This is a genomic window from Polyangiaceae bacterium, from assembly GCA_020633235.1.
Taxonomy (GTDB): Bacteria; Myxococcota_A; Polyangia; order Polyangiales; family Polyangiaceae; genus JACKEA01.
Genome location: JACKEA010000009.1, coordinates 32,797 through 50,995, shown reverse-complemented (window position 1 = coordinate 50,995; position 18,199 = coordinate 32,797). Strand labels below are relative to the sequence as shown.

The 18,199-nt window shown below is 68.1% G+C and carries 16 protein-coding genes; 7 read left to right on the top strand and 9 right to left on the bottom strand.

What is annotated here, in order from left to right:
* Nucleotides 1-32: 32 nt before the first annotated feature.
* The 4 genes from hisD to H6717_38315 all read right to left on the bottom strand — a co-directional run bounded on the left by hisD (nt 33) and on the right by H6717_38315 (nt 5,801).
* Nucleotides 33-1,370, bottom strand: a complete 1,338-nt coding sequence (hisD, locus tag H6717_38330; protein ID MCB9582958.1) for a histidinol dehydrogenase — start codon at nt 1,368-1,370, stop codon at nt 33-35.
* Entirely contained in the window at nt 1,331-1,879 is a 549-nt protein-coding gene (locus H6717_38325) for an SMI1/KNR4 family protein (GenBank protein ID MCB9582957.1), read from the bottom strand. Before H6717_38325 ends, hisD begins: the two co-directional genes overlap by 40 nt.
* A 225-nt stretch (nt 1,880-2,104) precedes the next feature.
* The gene (locus H6717_38320) at nt 2,105-3,142 is read right to left on the bottom strand and encodes a hypothetical protein (protein MCB9582956.1); all 1,038 of its coding nucleotides are present in this window, start codon (nt 3,140-3,142) and stop codon (nt 2,105-2,107) included.
* Nucleotides 3,143-3,146: 4 nt separating this feature from the next.
* Nucleotides 3,147-5,801, bottom strand: coding sequence for a protein kinase (locus tag H6717_38315; protein ID MCB9582955.1), 2,655 nt, complete (start codon nt 5,799-5,801; stop codon nt 3,147-3,149).
* Nucleotides 5,802-6,013: 212 nt separating this feature from the next.
* Here H6717_38315 and H6717_38310 point away from each other — a divergent pair, with 212 nt between their 5' ends.
* Nucleotides 6,014-7,063 carry a hypothetical protein gene (locus tag H6717_38310; GenBank protein ID MCB9582954.1) on the top strand — a complete coding sequence of 350 codons (1,050 nt, stop codon included), beginning with the start codon at nt 6,014-6,016 and terminating at the stop codon, nt 7,061-7,063.
* A 57-nt stretch (nt 7,064-7,120) separates the two neighbouring features.
* Here the strand turns inward: H6717_38310 and H6717_38305 are convergent, their stop codons facing one another.
* From H6717_38305 to H6717_38285, 5 genes are read right to left on the bottom strand one after another with little or no spacing between them, the layout of a single operon-like run.
* Nucleotides 7,121-8,278 carry a CoA transferase gene (locus tag H6717_38305; protein ID MCB9582953.1) on the bottom strand — a complete coding sequence of 386 codons (1,158 nt, stop codon included), beginning with the start codon at nt 8,276-8,278 and terminating at the stop codon, nt 7,121-7,123.
* 3 nt (nt 8,279-8,281) lie between these two features.
* Nucleotides 8,282-9,796, bottom strand: a complete 1,515-nt coding sequence (locus H6717_38300; protein ID MCB9582952.1) for an acetyl-CoA carboxylase biotin carboxylase subunit — start codon at nt 9,794-9,796, stop codon at nt 8,282-8,284.
* 33 nt (nt 9,797-9,829) lie between these two features.
* Nucleotides 9,830-10,753: a cysteine synthase A gene (gene cysK, locus H6717_38295; GenBank protein ID MCB9582951.1), complete on the bottom strand. Its 924-nt coding sequence runs from the start codon at nt 10,751-10,753 to the stop codon at nt 9,830-9,832.
* A gap of 3 nt (nt 10,754-10,756) precedes the next feature.
* Complete coding sequence (locus tag H6717_38290; protein MCB9582950.1) at nt 10,757-11,647, bottom strand: sulfite exporter TauE/SafE family protein; 891 nt, start codon at nt 11,645-11,647, stop codon at nt 10,757-10,759.
* A gap of 3 nt (nt 11,648-11,650) precedes the next feature.
* A complete protein-coding gene (locus H6717_38285; GenBank protein MCB9582949.1) occupies nt 11,651-11,797 on the bottom strand; it encodes a hypothetical protein in 147 nt (48 codons plus the stop codon).
* Nucleotides 11,798-11,892: 95 nt separating this feature from the next.
* Between H6717_38285 and xseA the strand changes: the two genes are divergently transcribed.
* The 6 genes from xseA to H6717_38255 are packed head-to-tail and all read left to right on the top strand — an operon-like array spanning nt 11,893 to nt 18,181.
* A complete protein-coding gene (xseA, locus tag H6717_38280; protein ID MCB9582948.1) occupies nt 11,893-13,233 on the top strand; it encodes an exodeoxyribonuclease VII large subunit in 1,341 nt (446 codons plus the stop codon).
* A complete protein-coding gene (locus tag H6717_38275) occupies nt 13,230-14,048 on the top strand; it encodes a shikimate dehydrogenase (protein MCB9582947.1) in 819 nt (272 codons plus the stop codon). Before xseA ends, H6717_38275 begins: the two co-directional genes overlap by 4 nt.
* Nucleotides 14,045-16,048, top strand: a complete 2,004-nt coding sequence (locus H6717_38270; GenBank protein ID MCB9582946.1) for a glycogen debranching enzyme family protein — start codon at nt 14,045-14,047, stop codon at nt 16,046-16,048. Before H6717_38275 ends, H6717_38270 begins: the two co-directional genes overlap by 4 nt.
* On the top strand, nt 16,048-16,974 hold the full coding sequence (locus H6717_38265) for a two-component sensor histidine kinase (protein MCB9582945.1): 927 nt from the start codon (nt 16,048-16,050) through the stop codon (nt 16,972-16,974). Before H6717_38270 ends, H6717_38265 begins: the two co-directional genes overlap by 1 nt.
* Nucleotides 16,961-17,656: a response regulator transcription factor gene (locus H6717_38260; protein MCB9582944.1), complete on the top strand. Its 696-nt coding sequence runs from the start codon at nt 16,961-16,963 to the stop codon at nt 17,654-17,656. The genes H6717_38265 and H6717_38260 overlap by 14 nt, the downstream gene beginning before the upstream one ends.
* 57 nt (nt 17,657-17,713) lie before the next feature.
* The gene (locus tag H6717_38255; GenBank protein MCB9582943.1) at nt 17,714-18,181 is read left to right on the top strand and encodes a DUF3293 domain-containing protein; all 468 of its coding nucleotides are present in this window, start codon (nt 17,714-17,716) and stop codon (nt 18,179-18,181) included.
* Nucleotides 18,182-18,199 lie beyond the last annotated feature (18 nt).

Sequence of the window (18,199 nt, the reverse complement as noted above, 5' to 3'; positions counted from 1 at the left end):
CGTCAGTGTGACGCGCTGCGTTACGCGACGCGTTACGAGGTTCGACGCGTCCGGATGCTGACGGCGCGGGCGTGGCCGCCGAGGCCTTCTGCCTCAGCCAAGGCCTCGATGGCGGGCCCATGGGCCGAGAGGGCCTCCGCGGTGTACTCGATGACGGAGCTGCGCGAGACGAAGTCGTAGACGCCGAGGGGCGCGGCAAAGCGCGCGGCGCCCCCAGTGGGCAGGACGTGGGAGGGGCCGGCCAGATAGTCGCCGGCGGCCTCTGGGGTGTTCGGCCCGATGAACAGCGCGCCGGCGCGCTCGATCTGGTCCGCCAAGGCGCGTGGGTCCCGCACGTGAAGCGCCACATGCTCCGCGGCAAGGAGATTGGCGACCTCGGCCAAGCGCTCCCGAGTGGACACGACCAAGGCCATCCCGTTGTCTCGCAGCGCCGCCGTCGCCACCGGTCGGCGCGGGAGGTCGGCCAGCTGGGCCGTGAGCTCGCGGCGCACCGCCGCGACCAACGACGCTTCGGTGGTCAGCAGCAGGGCGTAGGCCGCCTCGTCGTGCTCCGCCTGGGACAAGAGGTCCGCGGCGACGATTGCGGCGTCTGCGGTCTCGTCCGCGATGACCAAGATCTCGCTGGGGCCCGCGATGCTGTCGATGGCGACCTCGCCGAATACCAGACGCTTCGCCGCTGCGACGTAGATGTTTCCGGGGCCGACGATCTTGTCGACCTTGGGAACGCTCTCAGTGCCGTAGGCCAACGCGGCGATCGCCTGGGCACCGCCGGCGTCTAGAATGGCGCGGACTCCCGCCAGGTGGCACGCCGCCCGCACCTCGGCGCTGGCGTTGGGTGTCGCCACGAAGATCTGGCGAACGCCAGCGACGCGGGCGACGACGGCGCTCATCAGCACGCTGGACGGATAGCGCGCCTTGCCGCCCGGCGCGTAGACGCCTACTCGTTCCAGCGGCGTCACGCGAGCACCGAGACGCACGCCGTCTTCGTCGTAGACGAAGCTCCGAAGCTCCTCTGCCTGACGTTGGTGGAAGCGAGCGATGCGATCTGCGGCGGCGCGAAGGGCATCGGCGACGGCAGCTGGGAGCGACGCGAGGGCTTCCGCACCCCCGTAGTCGCTGACGAACAACGGGTCGGGCTGCCGCCCTTCGAACTGCTGCACCAGCGCGAGCACGGCCTGATCGCCGCCGTCGCGGACGGCATCCAGTACTTGCCGCACCGCGGGCTCGACCCGGGCCAGATCCGTGGCCCCGCGCTCGCGCAGCCGTTTCAGAGCTGCTTCGAGCTCCGGCGTCCCCTCCACCGCCTCGACGGAGAAGGGAGACGAAGACGTCACGTCCAGTGACCCGCCTTCAGGGCTGCAGGGTCGTATTCGCGGATCTTCGGACCGAAGGTGTCCCGAAACACCTGTTCGTCGTCCATGTCGATGTCGTCGTCCGCGAACCCTTCTGCCAGCTCCATGCCCAACGCCAGGATGCGAACGAACAGCGCGAAGCTGGACGCGCACAGGCGCGGCTTCCACAGGTCCGTCCCGCTCATGGCGGTGAACACAGGACAGTCGCCTTCGGCGTCGGGACTGGAGATGTCGAGGAAGTAGGGATCACCCAAGAGCGCACTGTGCCCGACGATGATCCAGCTCGGACGCCAACCCGCGGCCGTTGGCTTGTCGATCAGCTCTCCGGCATCCGTGAGGGCGAAGTCCTTTTGCTCCTCTTGAAGCTGAGCGGCCGGAACCAAGCGCACGCGCTCGGAAGGCGTCCGCGTTTCCACATCCGCTGGATCGGCGTGCAGTAAGAACTCACGGTAACGCCGAGGGATGCGCAGCAGGCCCCGCAAGCTCTCGACGAGCGCTGGGTCGGCTTTGGCGAAGTTGGCTGGCACGGCGCGGCGTTCGAACGCCGCCTTGAGCGCGGAAACCGCTTCCGCAAGATCGCTGTCCACGTGAAAACCTCTCCTCGGGCCGGGGGGTGCGCCCTCGAGGCCTCGATCAAGGATGGGGCCGGTCGGCAACCTTGGCCGACGGGGACCTCACCCTAGCGGTAGCGCGGACGGTTTTCCAGGGCCGGCCGAAGGGCCGGTGCTGGTTGTGGTCGTTTCGGCGTTTCATTAGCGGCGCCGGTGCCGGTTTCTCCCGCCACGGTGCCGCTCCGCGAGCTCCAAATAGTCGAGGGCAGGGCGCTCCAGACCCGGGTGAGTGGTCTCCGCGGGCAACTCGGCCAACGCCTCGCACATCCGCTCCACCTCCACCGCCCCGGCGAGGCGCCCATCCAGGGCGCGCTGGGCGGTCAGCAGCGCTCGAGGCAGCGCGCCCGCCTTCAAGTGACCACGGCGCATCAGCTCCTGATAGCTGCGCGCCAGGGCGTCGGAGTCGAACCGGTGCTGGGTGACCAGCTCCGAAGCCACCCGCAGCACGGCTTCGGCGGGTAGGCAATCGTCGGCGGCCAGGACGAAGGCGGCTTGCAGGTAGTTGTAGAACGGAACGACACGAGCGCCGTAGTCCGCGAACTTGCTGGGAGGCGTCTGGCGATCCAGATGGATCAAGATGCGCCGCACCACGGGTGCTCGTTCGAGCTCGTCGAAGGCCGCCAGGGCTGCCTGTGCCTGGTCCGGGTAGAGCTCACCTCGGGTCAGAATGCGTGAGAGCTCGCTGCGCGATACCTTGCCGGCGCACACGTCCGCGTATAGCGAGTACACGAAAGCGTCGGCTTCTGCGTCGTCGCCGACCAGCACTTCGCGCACCTCCTGGTTGGCGTCGAAGGCATGTTGATCTCGCGCGCGCGCCGCGAGCAACATGGGTAGCTTGTAGCCCAGCTGATCCCGCATCGCGCGAAAGCGTAGCCGCATCATGTTGCCGAGATTGGGCTTCAGCGTGAGGTCGTCCCAGCGCACGCGGTCTATGAGGAGCTTCTCCTCGAGGCGGCCCCGCATTTGGCGCGGGCTTCCGCTCAAGATGTGGATGCGTGCACCGCTCTTTCCGATCTCGCGGAGCAGCGCGGCCGCTCCCGGGACGCTCCTCTTGCGGTCCGGTCGTTCCACGGCCGTGCGCAGCAGGTCGGAAAACGTGTCGAACTCGGTTCGCAGGTAGGTCTTGTCCAGATCCCAGCGGGCGACGAGCTGCACCGCCCCATCCGCTGCCGTGGTCATGGCTTCAAGAGGCCCAGGCGCGTCGCGTGTCGCTGAAGGCGCTGACTAGGTCAAAGGCCCCCGATTCGCGGGCCGTTTCGATGGCCTGATCGATGTAACCCAGGGCTTCGTCTCCGCGTCGCCGACCATGCGCGACCTGGGCAAGGCTTCCGAGCACCTTGGCGCGGTCAGGGCCGCTCGGCCCGGCGATGTCCAGCGCCTCTCGCAGCACGCCTTCGGCATCCGCGAAGTTGCCTGCGCGCGTCAGCGCCGCGCCGAGCTTGCGGCTGAAGATCAGCACGGCGCGCAGGGGATCGTCGAGCTCACCGCGGGCGATCTCGCGACGCGCTACCTCGAGCCCGCGCCGAAGAGCCTCCACTTCGGTCGCCGTGTCACCGCGGGACGCAGCCCTTTCGGCGACTTGCTCCAGGAGCAAGAGCGCTTGGAACGAGTCCTGTGCTTCGTATGCGTGCAGGGCTTGGGCTTCGATGGGTGCGGAGCGCTTCTCGCAGGCTCGCAGCGCCTTGGCGTGGAGCTCGCGGCGCACCGCGGCGGGGAGGCCGGCGAGGACGGTCTCCCGAAGCAGCGGGTGATCCGCGGACACGGTGCCGTCGTCCCGACGGATCATGCCCGCCCGGACCAGCACCGACAGCGCCTCTTCCACCGGGTGGCTCGCCGGTAGAAGCTCCGCCATGGCCTTGAGGTCCGTCTGGTCACCCAGCACGGCGAGGGCCTGCAGGGCACGCCGCGCGTCGGGGTCGAGCATGTCCACGCGCTGCGCGATGAGATCCGCGAGGCGGGGTGGCGGATCGTTGCCTCCGTCGATGGAGAAGCGAGTCAGCTGCTCCACGTACATGGGGAGCACGCCGCGCCCGGGATCTTCGTCCGCGACGGGTGAGAAGTTCGAGGGCAGCTTGCGGAGCAGTCGCGACAGCGCTGGGGGCGGCAAACCCCCGAGCAATCGGGCGGCATGCGTCGCGCCCCAGCCGGATTCGAAGCCGGGAGCGTGGGTGCAGATCATGAGCACGCCGGCCTCCGGCGGCTCGCCGATGGCGTCAGCGAAAGCGAAGCGACTCGGAGGGTCGACGCGGTGAAGCTCGTCCACCGCCAGGATCACGCGGCGACCGTCGGTGCGCTCGAACGCGCGAACCATGGCCCAGCGTAGGGCCTCGGCGACGGCGTGTCGCCGCTCTGGGGGCGAGTGCTTTCCGTCGTGGCGTCCGTTGTGGAAGACGTCCTCCAGTCCCCGTCGGGCTTCCGAGCTGGAGCTGGGGAAGCGCTTGGCGGCGATGTCCTCCAAGCTCAGGCCGGCCAAGTCCGTGATCGCCTGCCGGACGGCGTGGTAAGCGACCTCGGACCAAAACGGATCAGGAGACGCCTGAACGACCAAGTCGCCCTCCGCCTCGGCGCGCTCCAAGAACTCGCGGAGGAGCCGGGTCTTGCCCGAGCCGGGTTCCCCGACGATGCGAGCGCCGATCACCGTGTCCGCCAGCTGCTGGCGACGGTCCTCGAGCCACGCGAGATCTTCGTCGCGACCCAGGAAGGGCAGCGGCAAGGTGAGGGCGGTGTCCTGCGGATTGGCCTTGACCGGGAGTCGGATGCCGCACTCGCAGCAGAAGCGAGCGACGGGGACGACGGAGTTGCAGTCGGGACAGGCCATGGTGCTGCCGGGCACCAGGGACATGGGCGGCAATGAGCTGGTGCGATCGGGGGGGCCGCTTTCGGCCAGGGCCAGCGCTTGCTTGAGCCCATCCGCGAACTCGATGGCGTCCTGGTAGCGGGAGGCCGCGTCCTTCGCCAAGGCCTTCAAGCACACGTCCACCAAGGATTCCGGGATGTTGCGCTCCGGCGCTACCTGCCGGGGATCCGGCACTGGAATCGACAGGTGCATCATCACCACCTGCGTCGGGCTGTCTGCCTCGAAGGGCAAGCGACCGGTCAGCAGCTGGAACAAGATCACGCCGACCGCGTACAGATCACTGCGCCCGTCGATGGGATCTCCGCGGCCTTGCTCCGGCGCCATGTAGTCCGGCGTCCCGCACACGATGCCGGGGCTGGTGACGCTGGTCGATTGGCCATCCGTCGCCTTGAGCTTCGCGAGGCCGAAGTCCACGACCTTGACGAAGTCGCCCCCGCGCCGAAGCGGCTCCAGGATGACGTTTTCCGGCTTGAGGTCGCGGTGCACGATCCCGAGATCGTGCGCTTCTCCAAGAGCTGCCAGCACTTGGCGCAACACGTCCACGATGCGTGCGAATGGCAGCGGGCCTTCCTCCCACGCAACCCGGGCTAGGTCCTTGCCTCGCAAGAACTCCATCACCAGGTACGGCTGGCCGTCGTCCGTACGTCCAAAATCGAAGACGGCGATGGAGTTTGGATGGTTGAGCTGGCTGGCTGCCCGCGCTTCCGTCATGAAGCGCACGGCGGAGTTCTCGTCCGACAGCAGGTGCGGGTGGATGACCTTCACCGCGACGGTGCGCCCGAGAACGCTCTGCTCCGCTCGATAGACGCGGCCCATACCACCGACGCTGATCAGATCGATGATGTGGTAGCCGCCCGGCAGAGTGCGTCCGATGAGCTTGTCCTCGTTGGACTTGCCCACGGTGCCCACGGGAAACCCGCACGCAGGGCAGTAGTGGTGGTCCGCCGAGCACGCCGAACCGCACTGAGGGCACGGTCGCATCGCGTTCGAGGAGGTTACCACGGGATCGAGGTCTTTCTGCCCGCGCTCGGGCCCGCGGGCCTGACCAGTATTGACCCGGCGGCGCCGGGCGCAAAGGCGAAAAGGGGAGGGGCGCGGACCGCGCGGGGTCAAGTGTGGGGTCGGGGCGGCGTCCGCGAATTATCGCAGAAACATTCCAGTGACGGCGAGCGCGGCTGGTAGACTGACGCGGAATGACGGCGCCGAGAGTCCCGCTCGGGGAGCTTCTGGTCGAAGCTCAGATCATCACCCGAGAGCAGCTCGAAGAGGTTCTGGAGCTGCAGAAATCGGATGGGCGCCGGCTAGGTACGCTCTTGGTGGAGACTGGTGTCGTCACCGAAACGCAGGTGACCCAGATCTTGAGCCAGCAGCTCAGCGTACCGTGGGTGTCGCTGTACCACATCGACTTCTCGCGTCAGCTGCTCAACTTGGTGCCTCGAGAGCTGGCTGAGCGCCATTGTTTGGTCCCCATCTTCGTCCGGCGGGTGCGCGGGCAAGGGAACACCTTGTACGTGGCGATGGATGATCCGGCGAACCAGGCCGCTCAGCAGGACATCCAGCAGTTTGCCGGCTTGCCCGTGCGGGCGATGATCGCACCGCCGTCCGACATCCTGTCGGCAATCCGCGTGTACTACGGTGGCGGTGGAGAGCGCTCCGCGTCCCTGTCCGAAGCGGAGGCCGAGGTCGCAAGTGAAGCGCGCCCGGAGCCTAGAGGCGAATCCTCGGAGCCTCCGCCGAAGCCAGTTTCGACCCCGCCAATGGCGAAGTCGACGTCGGAGCCCCCCGAGCGCACATCAGAGCCCCCCGGGCGCACGTCGGAGCCCCCGGAAGCTCAGCCGCCAGGTCCTGCGGCACTTCGGGAGGCGGTGCTTCGGCCGCGCACGGAGACCCCTCCCCCCGAAAGCGCGCCTGCGATTTCCGCGCGTGAGGTCCACATGCCGGCGCCCAAGCGAGGCGCTCCCGGTCGCATGATCACCCTGACCTTGCTGGACGGCACCCAGGTGAACCTTCCGGCCAAGCGCGCCGCCTCCACCACGAGCAGCGAGGAAGCCGCGCCGGGTGCGGATCTGACGGCTCGAGATCTGGTGGCGGCGCTGCGCGCCGTGGCTCATGGTGCGGACGCCACCGAGATCTTGGGGGAGAACGTGCGCTGGGAGGCCTTGTTTGCCGCCCTGCTCAGTCTGCTGCTCAAGAAGCACCTGATCGCCGACTGGGAGTTCGTCGAGGAGTACAAGAAGATCTGAGTGTCCGGGGCGCGACGGGATCGCGCCGGACCAACAAAAGAAGATCCGGGATGCGCGTCAGCGGATCGCGCCCGCGGCTCTGAGCTCGGCGATCTCTTCGGCTGAGAAGCCCGCTTCGGCGAAGATGGCGTCGGTGTGCTCGCCGTGCCTTGGAGCCGGGCTCGGCACGTGGGCCTTGTCCGTGATTGGCGTGCGGTACAGACCCACGCTGGCGTCGCCCACGGGCGCGTCGAAGAAGACGCCACGCTGGGAGAGCTGCGGGTCGGCGCGCAGCTCGTCCGGGCGCAGCACGGGCTCGAGGCACACGTCGTGCTCGGCGTTGAAGGCTTCCCACTCCGCTCGCGTGCGTGAAGCGAAGACCTCGGTGAAGCGCGCCTTCAGGGCCGCTTGGTGGGGGCCTGGCAGAAGCGCGCTCATGTCCGCCTGGATGCCGGCGGAGGCGCAGAACTTCATGAGGAACTTCGGCTCCAGCGCGCCGAGGCTGATGGCTTCGCCGTCTTGGGTGGCGTAGGTGTCGTAGGGGGCGATGCCGCCGGTGAGGAGCTCTTGGCCGCGGCTGGGGAGCTCACCCCCGAGCAGCCGACTGAGGGTGACGGTGGCGAAGGGGATGACCGAATCGAGCATCGCGATGTCGATCACGCGGCCCTTGCCGGTACGCTCCCGCTCGAAGAGTGCTGCTTGAATCGCGATCACGCTCCACAGACCACCGGACACGTCCGCCAGCTGGAACGACGGTAGCTGCGGCTTGGCTTCGGCGGGACCTTGCAGGCCCAAGAGACCCGCGCGTGCCATGTAGTTGATGTCGTGCCCGGCGCGATCCCGGAGCGGGCCGTCTTGCCCGTAGCCGGTGAGGGCACAGATGACGAGGCGTTCGTTCTCTCCGAGCAGCGTCTGGTGACCGACGCCGAGGCGCTCCAGGACCCCCGGTCGGAACTGTTCGAAGACGACGTCGTAGTGGCGGACCAAGCGCTTCAGCGCGCTGACTCCGGCGGGCGACTTCAGATCCAGCGCGGCGCTGCGCTTGCCTCGATTGAGCACGTGGAAGGCGGTGCCCAGGTCGCCGACCATCGGAGGCGTGTGGCGCAAGTAGTCGCCCGCTCCAAGGTCTTCAATCTTGTCCACCTGGGCGCCGAGATCCGCGAGCACCAGCGTGGCAAAGGGCCCTGGCAACAGCCGCGTGAGATCGAGAATGCGGACGTGATCGAGGGCGGCCATGGCTCAGGCCCGCGGTCCGCGACCGAGGCGGGCGCGATGCTGCGAGACCCAGGCGGAAGGGCCGCTGGTCTTTGCAGCGCCGTTGTCGCCGCGGTGATGGCGCTCCGCGCGATACGCCGCGACCGCCACGGCGGCGGCGAATTCCGCCTTGGCGTCTTGGGGGATGCGGGTGCCCTGGAGCAGTTGGTCCTTGTGGCGATCGATGAAGCCCGTGTCGTAGTCCCCCGCGACGAACTCCGGCTGTTCGAACAAGCGCTCGTGGAACGGCAGGTTCGTGCGAATGCCGGTGACTACGTACTCGCCGAGCGCTCGGCGCATGCGTTCCACTGCTTGTGCGCGCGTGGGTGCCCACACGCTGAGCTTGCTGATCAAGGGATCGTAGTTGCCGCTGATGGTGCAGCCCTCGTAAGCGCCACTGTCGTCTCGCACGCCGGGTCCGGCGGGGGTGCGCAGCTTCTGGATCACGCCAGGGCTCGGCAGAAACCCGGTGCTGGGGTCCTCCGCGTAGACGCGGCACTCGATGGCAGCGCCGCGACGAGTGACGTCCGCCTGCTCGAACCCGAGCTCTTCTCCCGCGGCGATGCGGATCATCTCACGTACCAAGTCGAACCCGGTGCAAAGCTCGGTGATGGGATGTTCCACCTGCAGCCGGGTGTTCATCTCCAAGAAGTAGAAGGACTTGTCCTGCGACAGCAGGAACTCGAACGTGCCGGCGGAGTAGTAGCCCACGGCCTTGGCGCCCTGAACGGCGGTCTCGCCCATGCGTTGGACGATCGCGTCGTCGATAGCCGGACACGGCGACTCCTCCACCACCTTCTGATGGCGGCGTTGAATGGAGCAGTCCCGCTCGAACAGGTGCACCACATTTCCGTGCTTGTCGCCGAGCACCTGGATCTCCACGTGACGCGGGCGAATGATGGCCTTCTCGAGGTAGACGGTCTCGTCCCCGAATGCCTTCTTGGCTTCGCTCTTGGCGCGGTCGAGGGCGCTCGAAAGCTCGGCCTCCGAGGACACCAGGCGCATACCCTTGCCGCCGCCGCCGGCGGTCGCCTTGAGCATGACGGGATAGCCGATCTCCGCGGCGGTCTTCTTGGCCTGCTCCAGCGTGTCGGCGCTACCCCCGGGGACCACCGGCACGCCGGCGGACGCCATCTTCTCGCGAGCTGCGGTCTTCAGACCCATGGCTCGCATCGCGCTGGCCGGCGGTCCGATGAAGGTGATGCCTGCGGCCTCGCAGGCCGCGGGCAGCTCCGGGTTCTCCGACAAGAAGCCGTAGCCTGGGTGCAGGCCGTCGCAGCCCGCCCGGCGTGCCACGTCCATCAGCTTGTCGATGCGCAGATAGCTTTCGGCCGCGGCGGCGGGTCCGATCTCGTAAGCTTCGTCCGCCACCCGGACGTGCAGCGCGTCTCGATCCGCCTCGCTGTACACGGCCACCGGGCTGATGCCCATTTCGCGCAGCGTGCGCGCGACCCGCACGGCGATTTCACCGCGATTCGCGATCAGGACTTTCTTGAACATGGCGGCTCGCGTCATATCACGAGCGGCATCCGCTCAGCCACCGAGAGCGCCGAACCACGGCGTGGACGCATAGCGTTCGCCGGTGTCCGGAAGCACCACCACGATGCGCCGCAAGCCACCGCGCTTGGCAAGGACCGTTGCGGCGGAGAGCGCTGCGCCGCTGGAAATCCCGCCGAGCACTCCGTCCCCGCGTGCCATTCTTCGGGCGGACGCGATGGCCTCGTCTTCGTTCACCGTGATGATCTCGTGCACGACGCTACGGTCCAACACCGGGGGCACGAAGCCCGCGCCGATCCCCTGCAGGCGATGCGGCCCCGCCGAGTGCCCGGAGAGCACAGCGGCGGAGCTCGGCTCCACACCCACTACGCGTGCGCTGGGCAGTCGCTTCGCCAGCACGCGTCCGACGCCGGTGATGGTGCCGCCGGTCCCGATGCCGGCGACGAAGGCGTCGAGCTCGCCGCCGGTGTCGCGCCAGATCTCTTCCGCGGTGGTCCGCTCGTGGATGCGAGGATTTTCCGGGTTGTCGAACTGCCGTAGGAGCACTGCACCCGGCGTGGTCTCGCCCAAGAGCTCCGCTTGCTCCACCGCCTGGCGCATCAGGGTGCCGGGCGTGAGCACTACCTCTGCGCCGTAGGCCCGGAGCAGCGCCACCCGCTCACGGCTCATCGCCTCCGGCATCGTCAACGTGAGACGGTAGCCGCGTGCTGCTGCAATCATGGCCAGCGCAATGCCGGTGTTGCCACTGGTGGGCTCGATGATGGTCGCGCCGGGGGTGAGCTGGCCGCGCTGCTCGGCATCTTGGACCATCGCATGGGCAATGCGATCCTTGACACTTCCGGCGGGGTTTTGGCCTTCGAGCTTGGCCAATACCTCGACTCCGAGCTCCGAGCTCAAGCGCTCGAGACGAACCAGGGGCGTGTTGCCGATGACATCGGTGATGGCGCTGGAGATGGGCATGGCTCACGTGAAGCGGCGCACGAGGTCCCACAGGATGGCGCCGATGGTCAGGAGGACGAGGCTGGCGAGTCCGCGCCGCAGCAAGCCGGCGGGGAGCTTGGAGGTCGCCAGTGCACCGAATTGTGCGCTCACGCTGGCGCCGATGACGAGCACCATCGAGAGCCCGAGATGAACGTTTCCGGAGAGGGCGTGGGCGATGGTGCCGCCGACGGAGGTCACCAACAGCACCACGATGCCGGTGCCCGCAGCTTGCCGCAGGGGGAAGCCGAAGCCGTACATCAACACGGGCATCAGAGCGATTCCGCCACCAACTCCCAAGACGCCACTCAAAAAGCCGAGGCCCAATCCCACGTAGGCCACCACGATGGCGCTCACGCGAGCGAGGGGCAGGCTCGGAAGGTCCACGTAGGGAGGCAGGCGCACCCTGGCGAGGGGACCGCGCCGCACGTAGCTCAGCACTTCCACGTTGCCGCGGGAACGCTTGAGCAGGACGAAACCGCAGCACACCAAGAACACGACGTAGGAGCCGTACAGCGCGGGGGTGACCACGGGAACGCTCTTTCCGAACAGCGTGGTGGTTCCCGCGTGCTCGAGGGCGTTCACCACGCGGGCGCCGGTGGTCACGCCCACCAAGCTGCCTGCCAGCATCAGCGCGTCGAAGCGCAGCTCGCCCTGACCCAGCTTGCGATGACGCAGCAGCGCGACGGTCGCAGTGCCGACCATCTGGCACAAGCCACTTCCCACGGCGATGGGCAAGGGCACGCGCAGTACCACGCTGAGGAGCGGGGTCAGGATGAAGCCCCCGCCCACGCCGAACAGCCCGGCGACGAAGCCCACGATGACGCCGAGGGCAATCAGCGCCGGGAGGCTCACGCTTTGGCCGGCGACGTCCACGCTCTAGATCGAGTAGTCGATGGGCGGCGGCCCGTCTTTGGGCGCCCGCCGCCGGCGCGCGTCCCAGTAGCCGAACACGAAGTACATCAGGACGCCCCAGACCGCGGGTACGACCACGCAGGCCAGGGCGTAGGAGAGCGAGGAATTCACCGAGACACAGTCTAATCGAGGCGGAACGTCGGCGAAAATGACCTCCATCCACCAGGCCCGGCACGCGCTCACGAGCCCTGCTATAAGCCCGCGCCGTGAGTGGGACGGAGGACATCATCACGGTCGCGGAGCTCGACCGGCGCCTCAAGCGCGCGGTGGAGTCCGCCACCGGGTCGGAGTGGGTGCAGGGGGAGATCGGCTCGCTCAAGATCCCGCCCAGCGGTCACGCCTACTTCACGCTGAAGGACGAGGCAGACGACGCCGTGATCGATTGCGTGCTGTATCGCTTCAACGCCCAGCGGGCCCGCCGCCACCTGGCCGAGGGCGCTCGGGTGCAGATCTTCGGACGCGCCACGGTGTGGGCGCCGCGAGGACGGCTACAGCTGGTGGGGGAGCGGCTCCGCCCTGCGGGCCGCGGTGCCCTGCTCGAGGCGCTGCAGAAACTGAAGGAGCGACTGGCGGGCGAGGGGCTGTTCGACGCCGCACGCAAGCGAGCACTACCCAGCGACCCACGGGTAGTGGGCGTGGTCACGAGCAAGTCCGGAGCTGCCTTCCACGACATTCGCACGGTGGCGTTTCGACGGGGCGGAGTGCGTCTGGTGTTGAGCCCCGCCTTGGTGCAAGGCGAGGCTGCAGCCGATAGTCTGGTGCGGGCGCTCGATCTGCTCGAGGGCTACCCTGGCCTCGATGCGGTCATCATCGGCCGCGGCGGAGGATCCTTCGAAGATCTCATGCCGTTCAACGACGAGCGCGTCGTGCGGCGGGTGGCCGCGTGCCGCGTGCCCGTCGTGAGCGCCGTGGGCCACGAGGTGGACACCTCGCTGTCGGACCTCGCGGCCGACGTTCGCGCTGCGACGCCGTCTCAGGCGGCGGAGCTCGTGATCGCGGACCACGGAACACGGGCCGAGCACGTGCTGCAGATGGAGCGTCGGCTCACCCGCGCCGCCCTCGCTCGTCTGGATCGGAACCGTGCGGGTCTGGAGCGCCTCGACCGCCGCCTCGGAGATCCAAGGCTGCTCATCTTCGAACGGCAACAGTTGATGGACGAGCTGTGCTCGAGCCTCGAGCGGCATGGTCTTCGGGCCATCGGGCGGGAGCGCGGCCGTTTGGAAAAGCTGGACCGGCGGCTCGCCGGCCGTCATCCCCGAGCGGTTCTGGCGCGGGCCCGGGCGGACATGGCTCGGCTGGAGGGGCGCCTTTCCGGGACCACGCGGCTTCGCGTGGGGCGTGCCGCGGGGCAACTCGCGGCGATGGCAGCGCGGCTCGATGGGCTCTCGCCGCTGGCGGTGCTCGGTCGTGGCTATGCCATCGCCCTCGACCAGAACGGTCGGGCGCTGCGCTCTGCGCGGGAGACGGAGCCGGGGAACGCCATCGGCATTCGCCTGCATCGAGGACGCATCACGGCAACGGTCACCGACGTGGAGGACGGAGAGTGACGCGCTTCGCGCTGGTCGGACATCCGGTGGCGCACTCGCTGTCGCCGGCAATCCACGCCGCTGCCTATCGCGCCCTGGGCGAGGAGCACGAGTACGAGCTTCGCGACTGCCCGCGAGAAGGGGACGTCCGTCAGGTACTGGCGGAGCTTCGCGCCGGCGAGCTCGGCGGCGTGAACATCACGCTCCCGCACAAGCGCTTGGCCCTGGCTCTGGCGGATCGCGGCGACGAGCTGGCTACCGCGGCGGGCGCCGCCAACGTGTGGGCGCGCGCCGGAAGCGAGGTGATCGCCTACAACACGGACGTCACTGCGTTGGTGGAGCGCTTCCGCGACCTCGCTCCGCGTCGCGCATGGGTGCTGGGCGGCGGCGGTGCCGCGCGGGCGGCGGTGACGGCGTTGCGCGCCGTGGGCAGCGAGAGCATCACGCTGATCGCGCGGCGTCCGAGCGACATCTCCGGCGTGGACGAGTGCGCTTGGGACGATGCTGCGGCGCGGCTGTCGCACGAGGCGGCGACGGTGGACGTCATCGTGCAGGCGACGAGCGCGGGCATGGCCGGCAAGGACCCGGGACAAGGCGTGGCGGCGCTGATCCCGTGGGGACGTTTGCGCGCGACGACCTTGGCCTACGACGTGGTGTACGTACCCAGCGAAACGCCGTTCTTGCGCGCCGCGGCCAGCGCGGGCGTGGCACGGGAAGGGGGGCTCGGCATGTTGGTGGGGCAGGCCGTTCGCGCGGTGGAAATCTGGCTATCGCGGCGACCGCCGGAGGCGCCGATCCGCGAGGCGCTGGCGCCGAGGTTGGGGGGAGACGCATGAGCCGAAACGGAGCTCGGGACTTCAAGGTGGGCCGGGGGCCCTGGCCGGTCATCAACGTGGGCGGAGAGCTCGAGCGCGCCGAGCGCGAGTGGCTGCACACCAACGGAGCGGGGGCCTACGCCATGAGCACCCTCGCCCTGATGCACACGCGCCGAGAGCACGGCTTGCTGGTGGCGGCGCTCGATCCGCCGCTCGGCCGCACCGTGGTGCTGTCCCACGCTGAAACCAGCGTGTCCGTCGGCGATCGCAACTATCGCCTCTCCACCCACCAGTTCCCGAACGTTGCGCCGACCCCCGGCTATCGCCTGCTCGCGCAGTTCTCCCAGGATCCCCTGCCGCGCTGGCGCTACCGGTTGGGCAAAGCGTGGTTCGAGCGTTCGCTGTGCCTGGTTCGCGGTCGGAACGCCGCCGTCATGCGCTACCAGTGGCACGGCTTTCATCCCGCCCGCTTGAGCGTGATGCCGTTGATGCCCCTGCGCCGACAAGATCGTCTGGCCCGCGAGCACGGAGGCATCGTGCAACGGGTGACGCTACGCCCGGGCCAGGTGGAAGTGCGCCCGGTCAACGAGCTTCCGCCCATCGTGTTCGCCCACGCCGGCATGTTCATGGGCTCGCCGGACTGGTGGCGTCGCTTCGAGTACGTAGACGACCGTGGGCGCTACGACGACTGGCAGGAGGACATGTGGACGCCAGGAACGTTCGAGCTGACCATGGAGCCCGGCGCCACGACCTACTTGCTGGCGGCCGTTGGAGAGCTGCCCAAAGAGGCTCCGGAAGCGCTCATGCAGGAGGCCATAGACTTCCTGCGTGCGCAGGATCCTGGTGAAACCCACAGCGGCGTGGTGCGCACCCTTTCGTTGGCTGCGGCCAGCTATCGCGCGGAAAACTGCGGACGCGCCGCCGTGCTCGCGGGCTACCCTTGGCTTGGGGCCCCCTTTAGGGATTGGCTGATATCCATCGATGGCTTGTACCTGGCGTGCGGCAAGATCGACGAGGCCAAGCGGACCCTGGCCACGGTGCTCGAGCATCAGCATGCGGGGCTCTTGCCGGAGATGCTTCCGGAAGCCGGCATGCCGCAAGCGCGGCCCTGTCCGGACGCGACGCTGTGGCTGTTCCACGCCGCCGGTAAGCTCGCCAGCAAGGTGGGGGCGAACGATCCCTTCGTGCAGGCAGAGCTCTATCCCGCGTTGGTGCGGGCGTTTGAGCGCTTGTCGCAGACCGACGCCGAAGGCGTGCGTGCTACCCCCCACGGGCTGCTCGTCACCGAGGACGAGCGGCAGCCGGTCACCTGGATGGACGCGCGCGGATCCCATGGCGCCGTGACGCCGCGCAATGGCGTAGCAGTGGAGCACCAAGCGCTGTGGGCAGCGGGAACCGAGGTGCTCGCGAGGCTCGCCGACGCGCTGGACGACGTTGCCACGCTCGAGCGGGTGCGCCCTGCATCGATGCAGGCGCGCTCGGCGTTCCGAGCGCGGTTCTGGTGCAACGAGACGGAGTACCCCTTCGACTGCATCAGCGAAGTCGGTGACACGGCGGACGCCTGGGCGGACCCGACCATCCGGCCCAACGCAGTGCTCGCGCTCGCCGCGGCACCGGAGCTGTTCGACGAGTGGCAAGCGCGGTCGATCGTCACTCGGGCCAAGGACGAGCTGCTCACTCCGCGTGGGCTTCGCAGTCTCTCGCCTCGGGATCCCCGCTACGAGGGCGTGTACGCCGGCACGCCGGGGGAACGCGACGCCTCCTACCACCAAGGCACCGTGTGGAGCTTCTTGCTGGGCGCCTACGTTCGAGCCAGCCTGAAGGCCCATCCGAGCGACATGGCACTTCGAGAGGAGCTTCGCATCTTGTTGGAGGAAGCCGTCGACGGCGGCCCCGTGCTCGGCCACCCGGCTCAGCTGGCCGACGGAGAGCACCCGCATCGCCTTCGTGGTTGTCCGGCGCAGGCATGGAGCGTGGCAGAGCTCCTCTCGGCGCTGGTGGAGGACTTGGTGGTGAGCTGATGGCCTCGCGAGATCTCGCTGCGCTGGGCTACCGCCGCATCGTCATCTTGCTCGTGGCACTGGTGGTGGTGCCCACCTTCCTACTGATCGCCGTCGGCGCGATCATGCTGTTCTTGGGGGAGGTTCAGGTCAATCTGCTGATGGGCATCCTGGTGGTGGCCCTGAGCGGTGCTGCGGCCACGGGCGTGGTCCTCGTCTGGGTCTTCGTCCGGCGCGAAGCGAACCTCTCCCGGCTGCAGAGCGACTTCGTATCCAAGGTGTCACACGAGCTCCGGACCCCGCTCACCTCCATTCGCCTGTTCACCGAGACGCTCGCGCTTCGCCGCGGCGATGTCGCGGCCGAGGACAAGTGCATCGAGGGCCTCGGTCGGGAGAGCATGCGGCTTCAGGAGCTGATCGATCGGCTCTTGGATTGGGGTCGCATGGAGAGCGGCCGCCGCGAGTTCGTCCTGGAACGCGTGGACGCGACGGAGATCGTTCGGGAAGCGATGAACGCCTTCGCCCCGGTGGGGGAGCGACGCAAGACTGCGACCGTCGTCGAGCTCCCGGAGGAGCCGGTGTTCATCGAGGCGGACCGGCCCGCGATGGTCGACGCCGTGTTCAACTTGCTGACCAACGCCCAGAAGTACGGAGGGGATCCGCCGAAGATCCGCATCACGTTGGAGGCGCGCGGACGAGAGGCTCGCATCTCCGTCGCGGACAACGGTCCCGGCATTCCGGCTTCCGAGCACAAACAGATCTTCCAGAAATTCTATCGCGTGGACGATCGCCTGTCGCGGGACCGGGAAGGGTCCGGGCTGGGCTTGGCCATCGTCAAGCATGTCACCAAGGCGCACCGCGGCCGCGTGGAGCTGGACAGCGCCCCGGGAGAAGGCAGTACCTTTACGCTGGTGGTGCCGTACAAGGAGTCGGATGTCCGGGCCTAGAAAGCACATCCTGGTGGTCGAGGACGACGAGAGCATCACTCTCGGCCTGCGCATGAATTTGGAGGCGGAGGGCTACGACGTCACCGTGGCGGAGGACGGCGACATCGCGTTGGAGCTCGCCGGGAGCGGTCGGTTTTCCCTGATCGTGATGGACGTGATGCTGCCCAAGATGAACGGCTTCGAGGTGGTGCGGCGGCTGCGGGACGGCGGAAGCGTGGTGCCCATCGTGATGTTGAGCGCTCGCGGCGCCGAGATGGACAAGGTGATGGGTCTCGAGCTCGGCGCCGAGGACTACATCACCAAGCCGTTCAGCTTGGCGGAGTTCTTGGCGCGCGTGAAGGCCGTGCTCCGACGCGATGCCATCGCGCGACCGAACAAGCGCCGCGTGGTGGAGGCCGGGGATCTCCGCGTGGATCTCGACACGCGCGAGGTGACCCGGGACGACCAGCTCGTGGAGCTCACGCCCACGGAGTTCGACCTCTTGGTGTGCTTGGTGGAGGCCGGGGGCAAGGTGCTCAGCCGCGGGGAGATCCTCACGCGTGTGTGGGGCCCGGGGCATCACGGTACACTGCGCACCATCGACAACTTCGTCCTGCAGCTGCGCAACAAGCTGGAGAAGGACCCGAGCGAGCCCAACCATCTGCTCACGGTGCGCGGGGTGGGCTACCGGTTTCAGGCTTGAACCGACGGTTTTTGTTGTCGCCGGCCCGCACGCTCTGGTAGGCCGCACGGAGGAAGCGTGGACCAAAACCAACTCCGATCCTACTTCGCGACCGTGTACGAGCTCCCGACCGAGTCGGGATTGCTCCGTGTCAGCATGGATGGAGAAATCGTCCAGGACGTGGGCACGCTCCCGGAGTTGCTCCGCCGAGAGTTCGCGATCCTCACCGCGTACAACCCGCGCTCCATGCTGCTGCCCCGGCGGGTGAACGAGGGCCGGCATCAAGTGATGCGCGACTTGCTCATTCTGGGCTGTTACCGCGTGGAGCACTGCGTCGGATACGACGAAGAGCCGGAGGGCGTGTGGCGCGAGCCTGCCTGGGTGGTGCACGGCATTGCGCGTGACGAAGCCATCTACTTTGGCCGCACATTTCGCCAGAACACCATCGTGTACTGCCGTGACGTCCGCCCCGAGCTGATCGTCACCGATCCCACGTGTGACGAAGTGGGAAAGACGTATCAAGGAAACTGGCGGGTTCGGCAGTAGCGGCGCGGAATTTTCGCC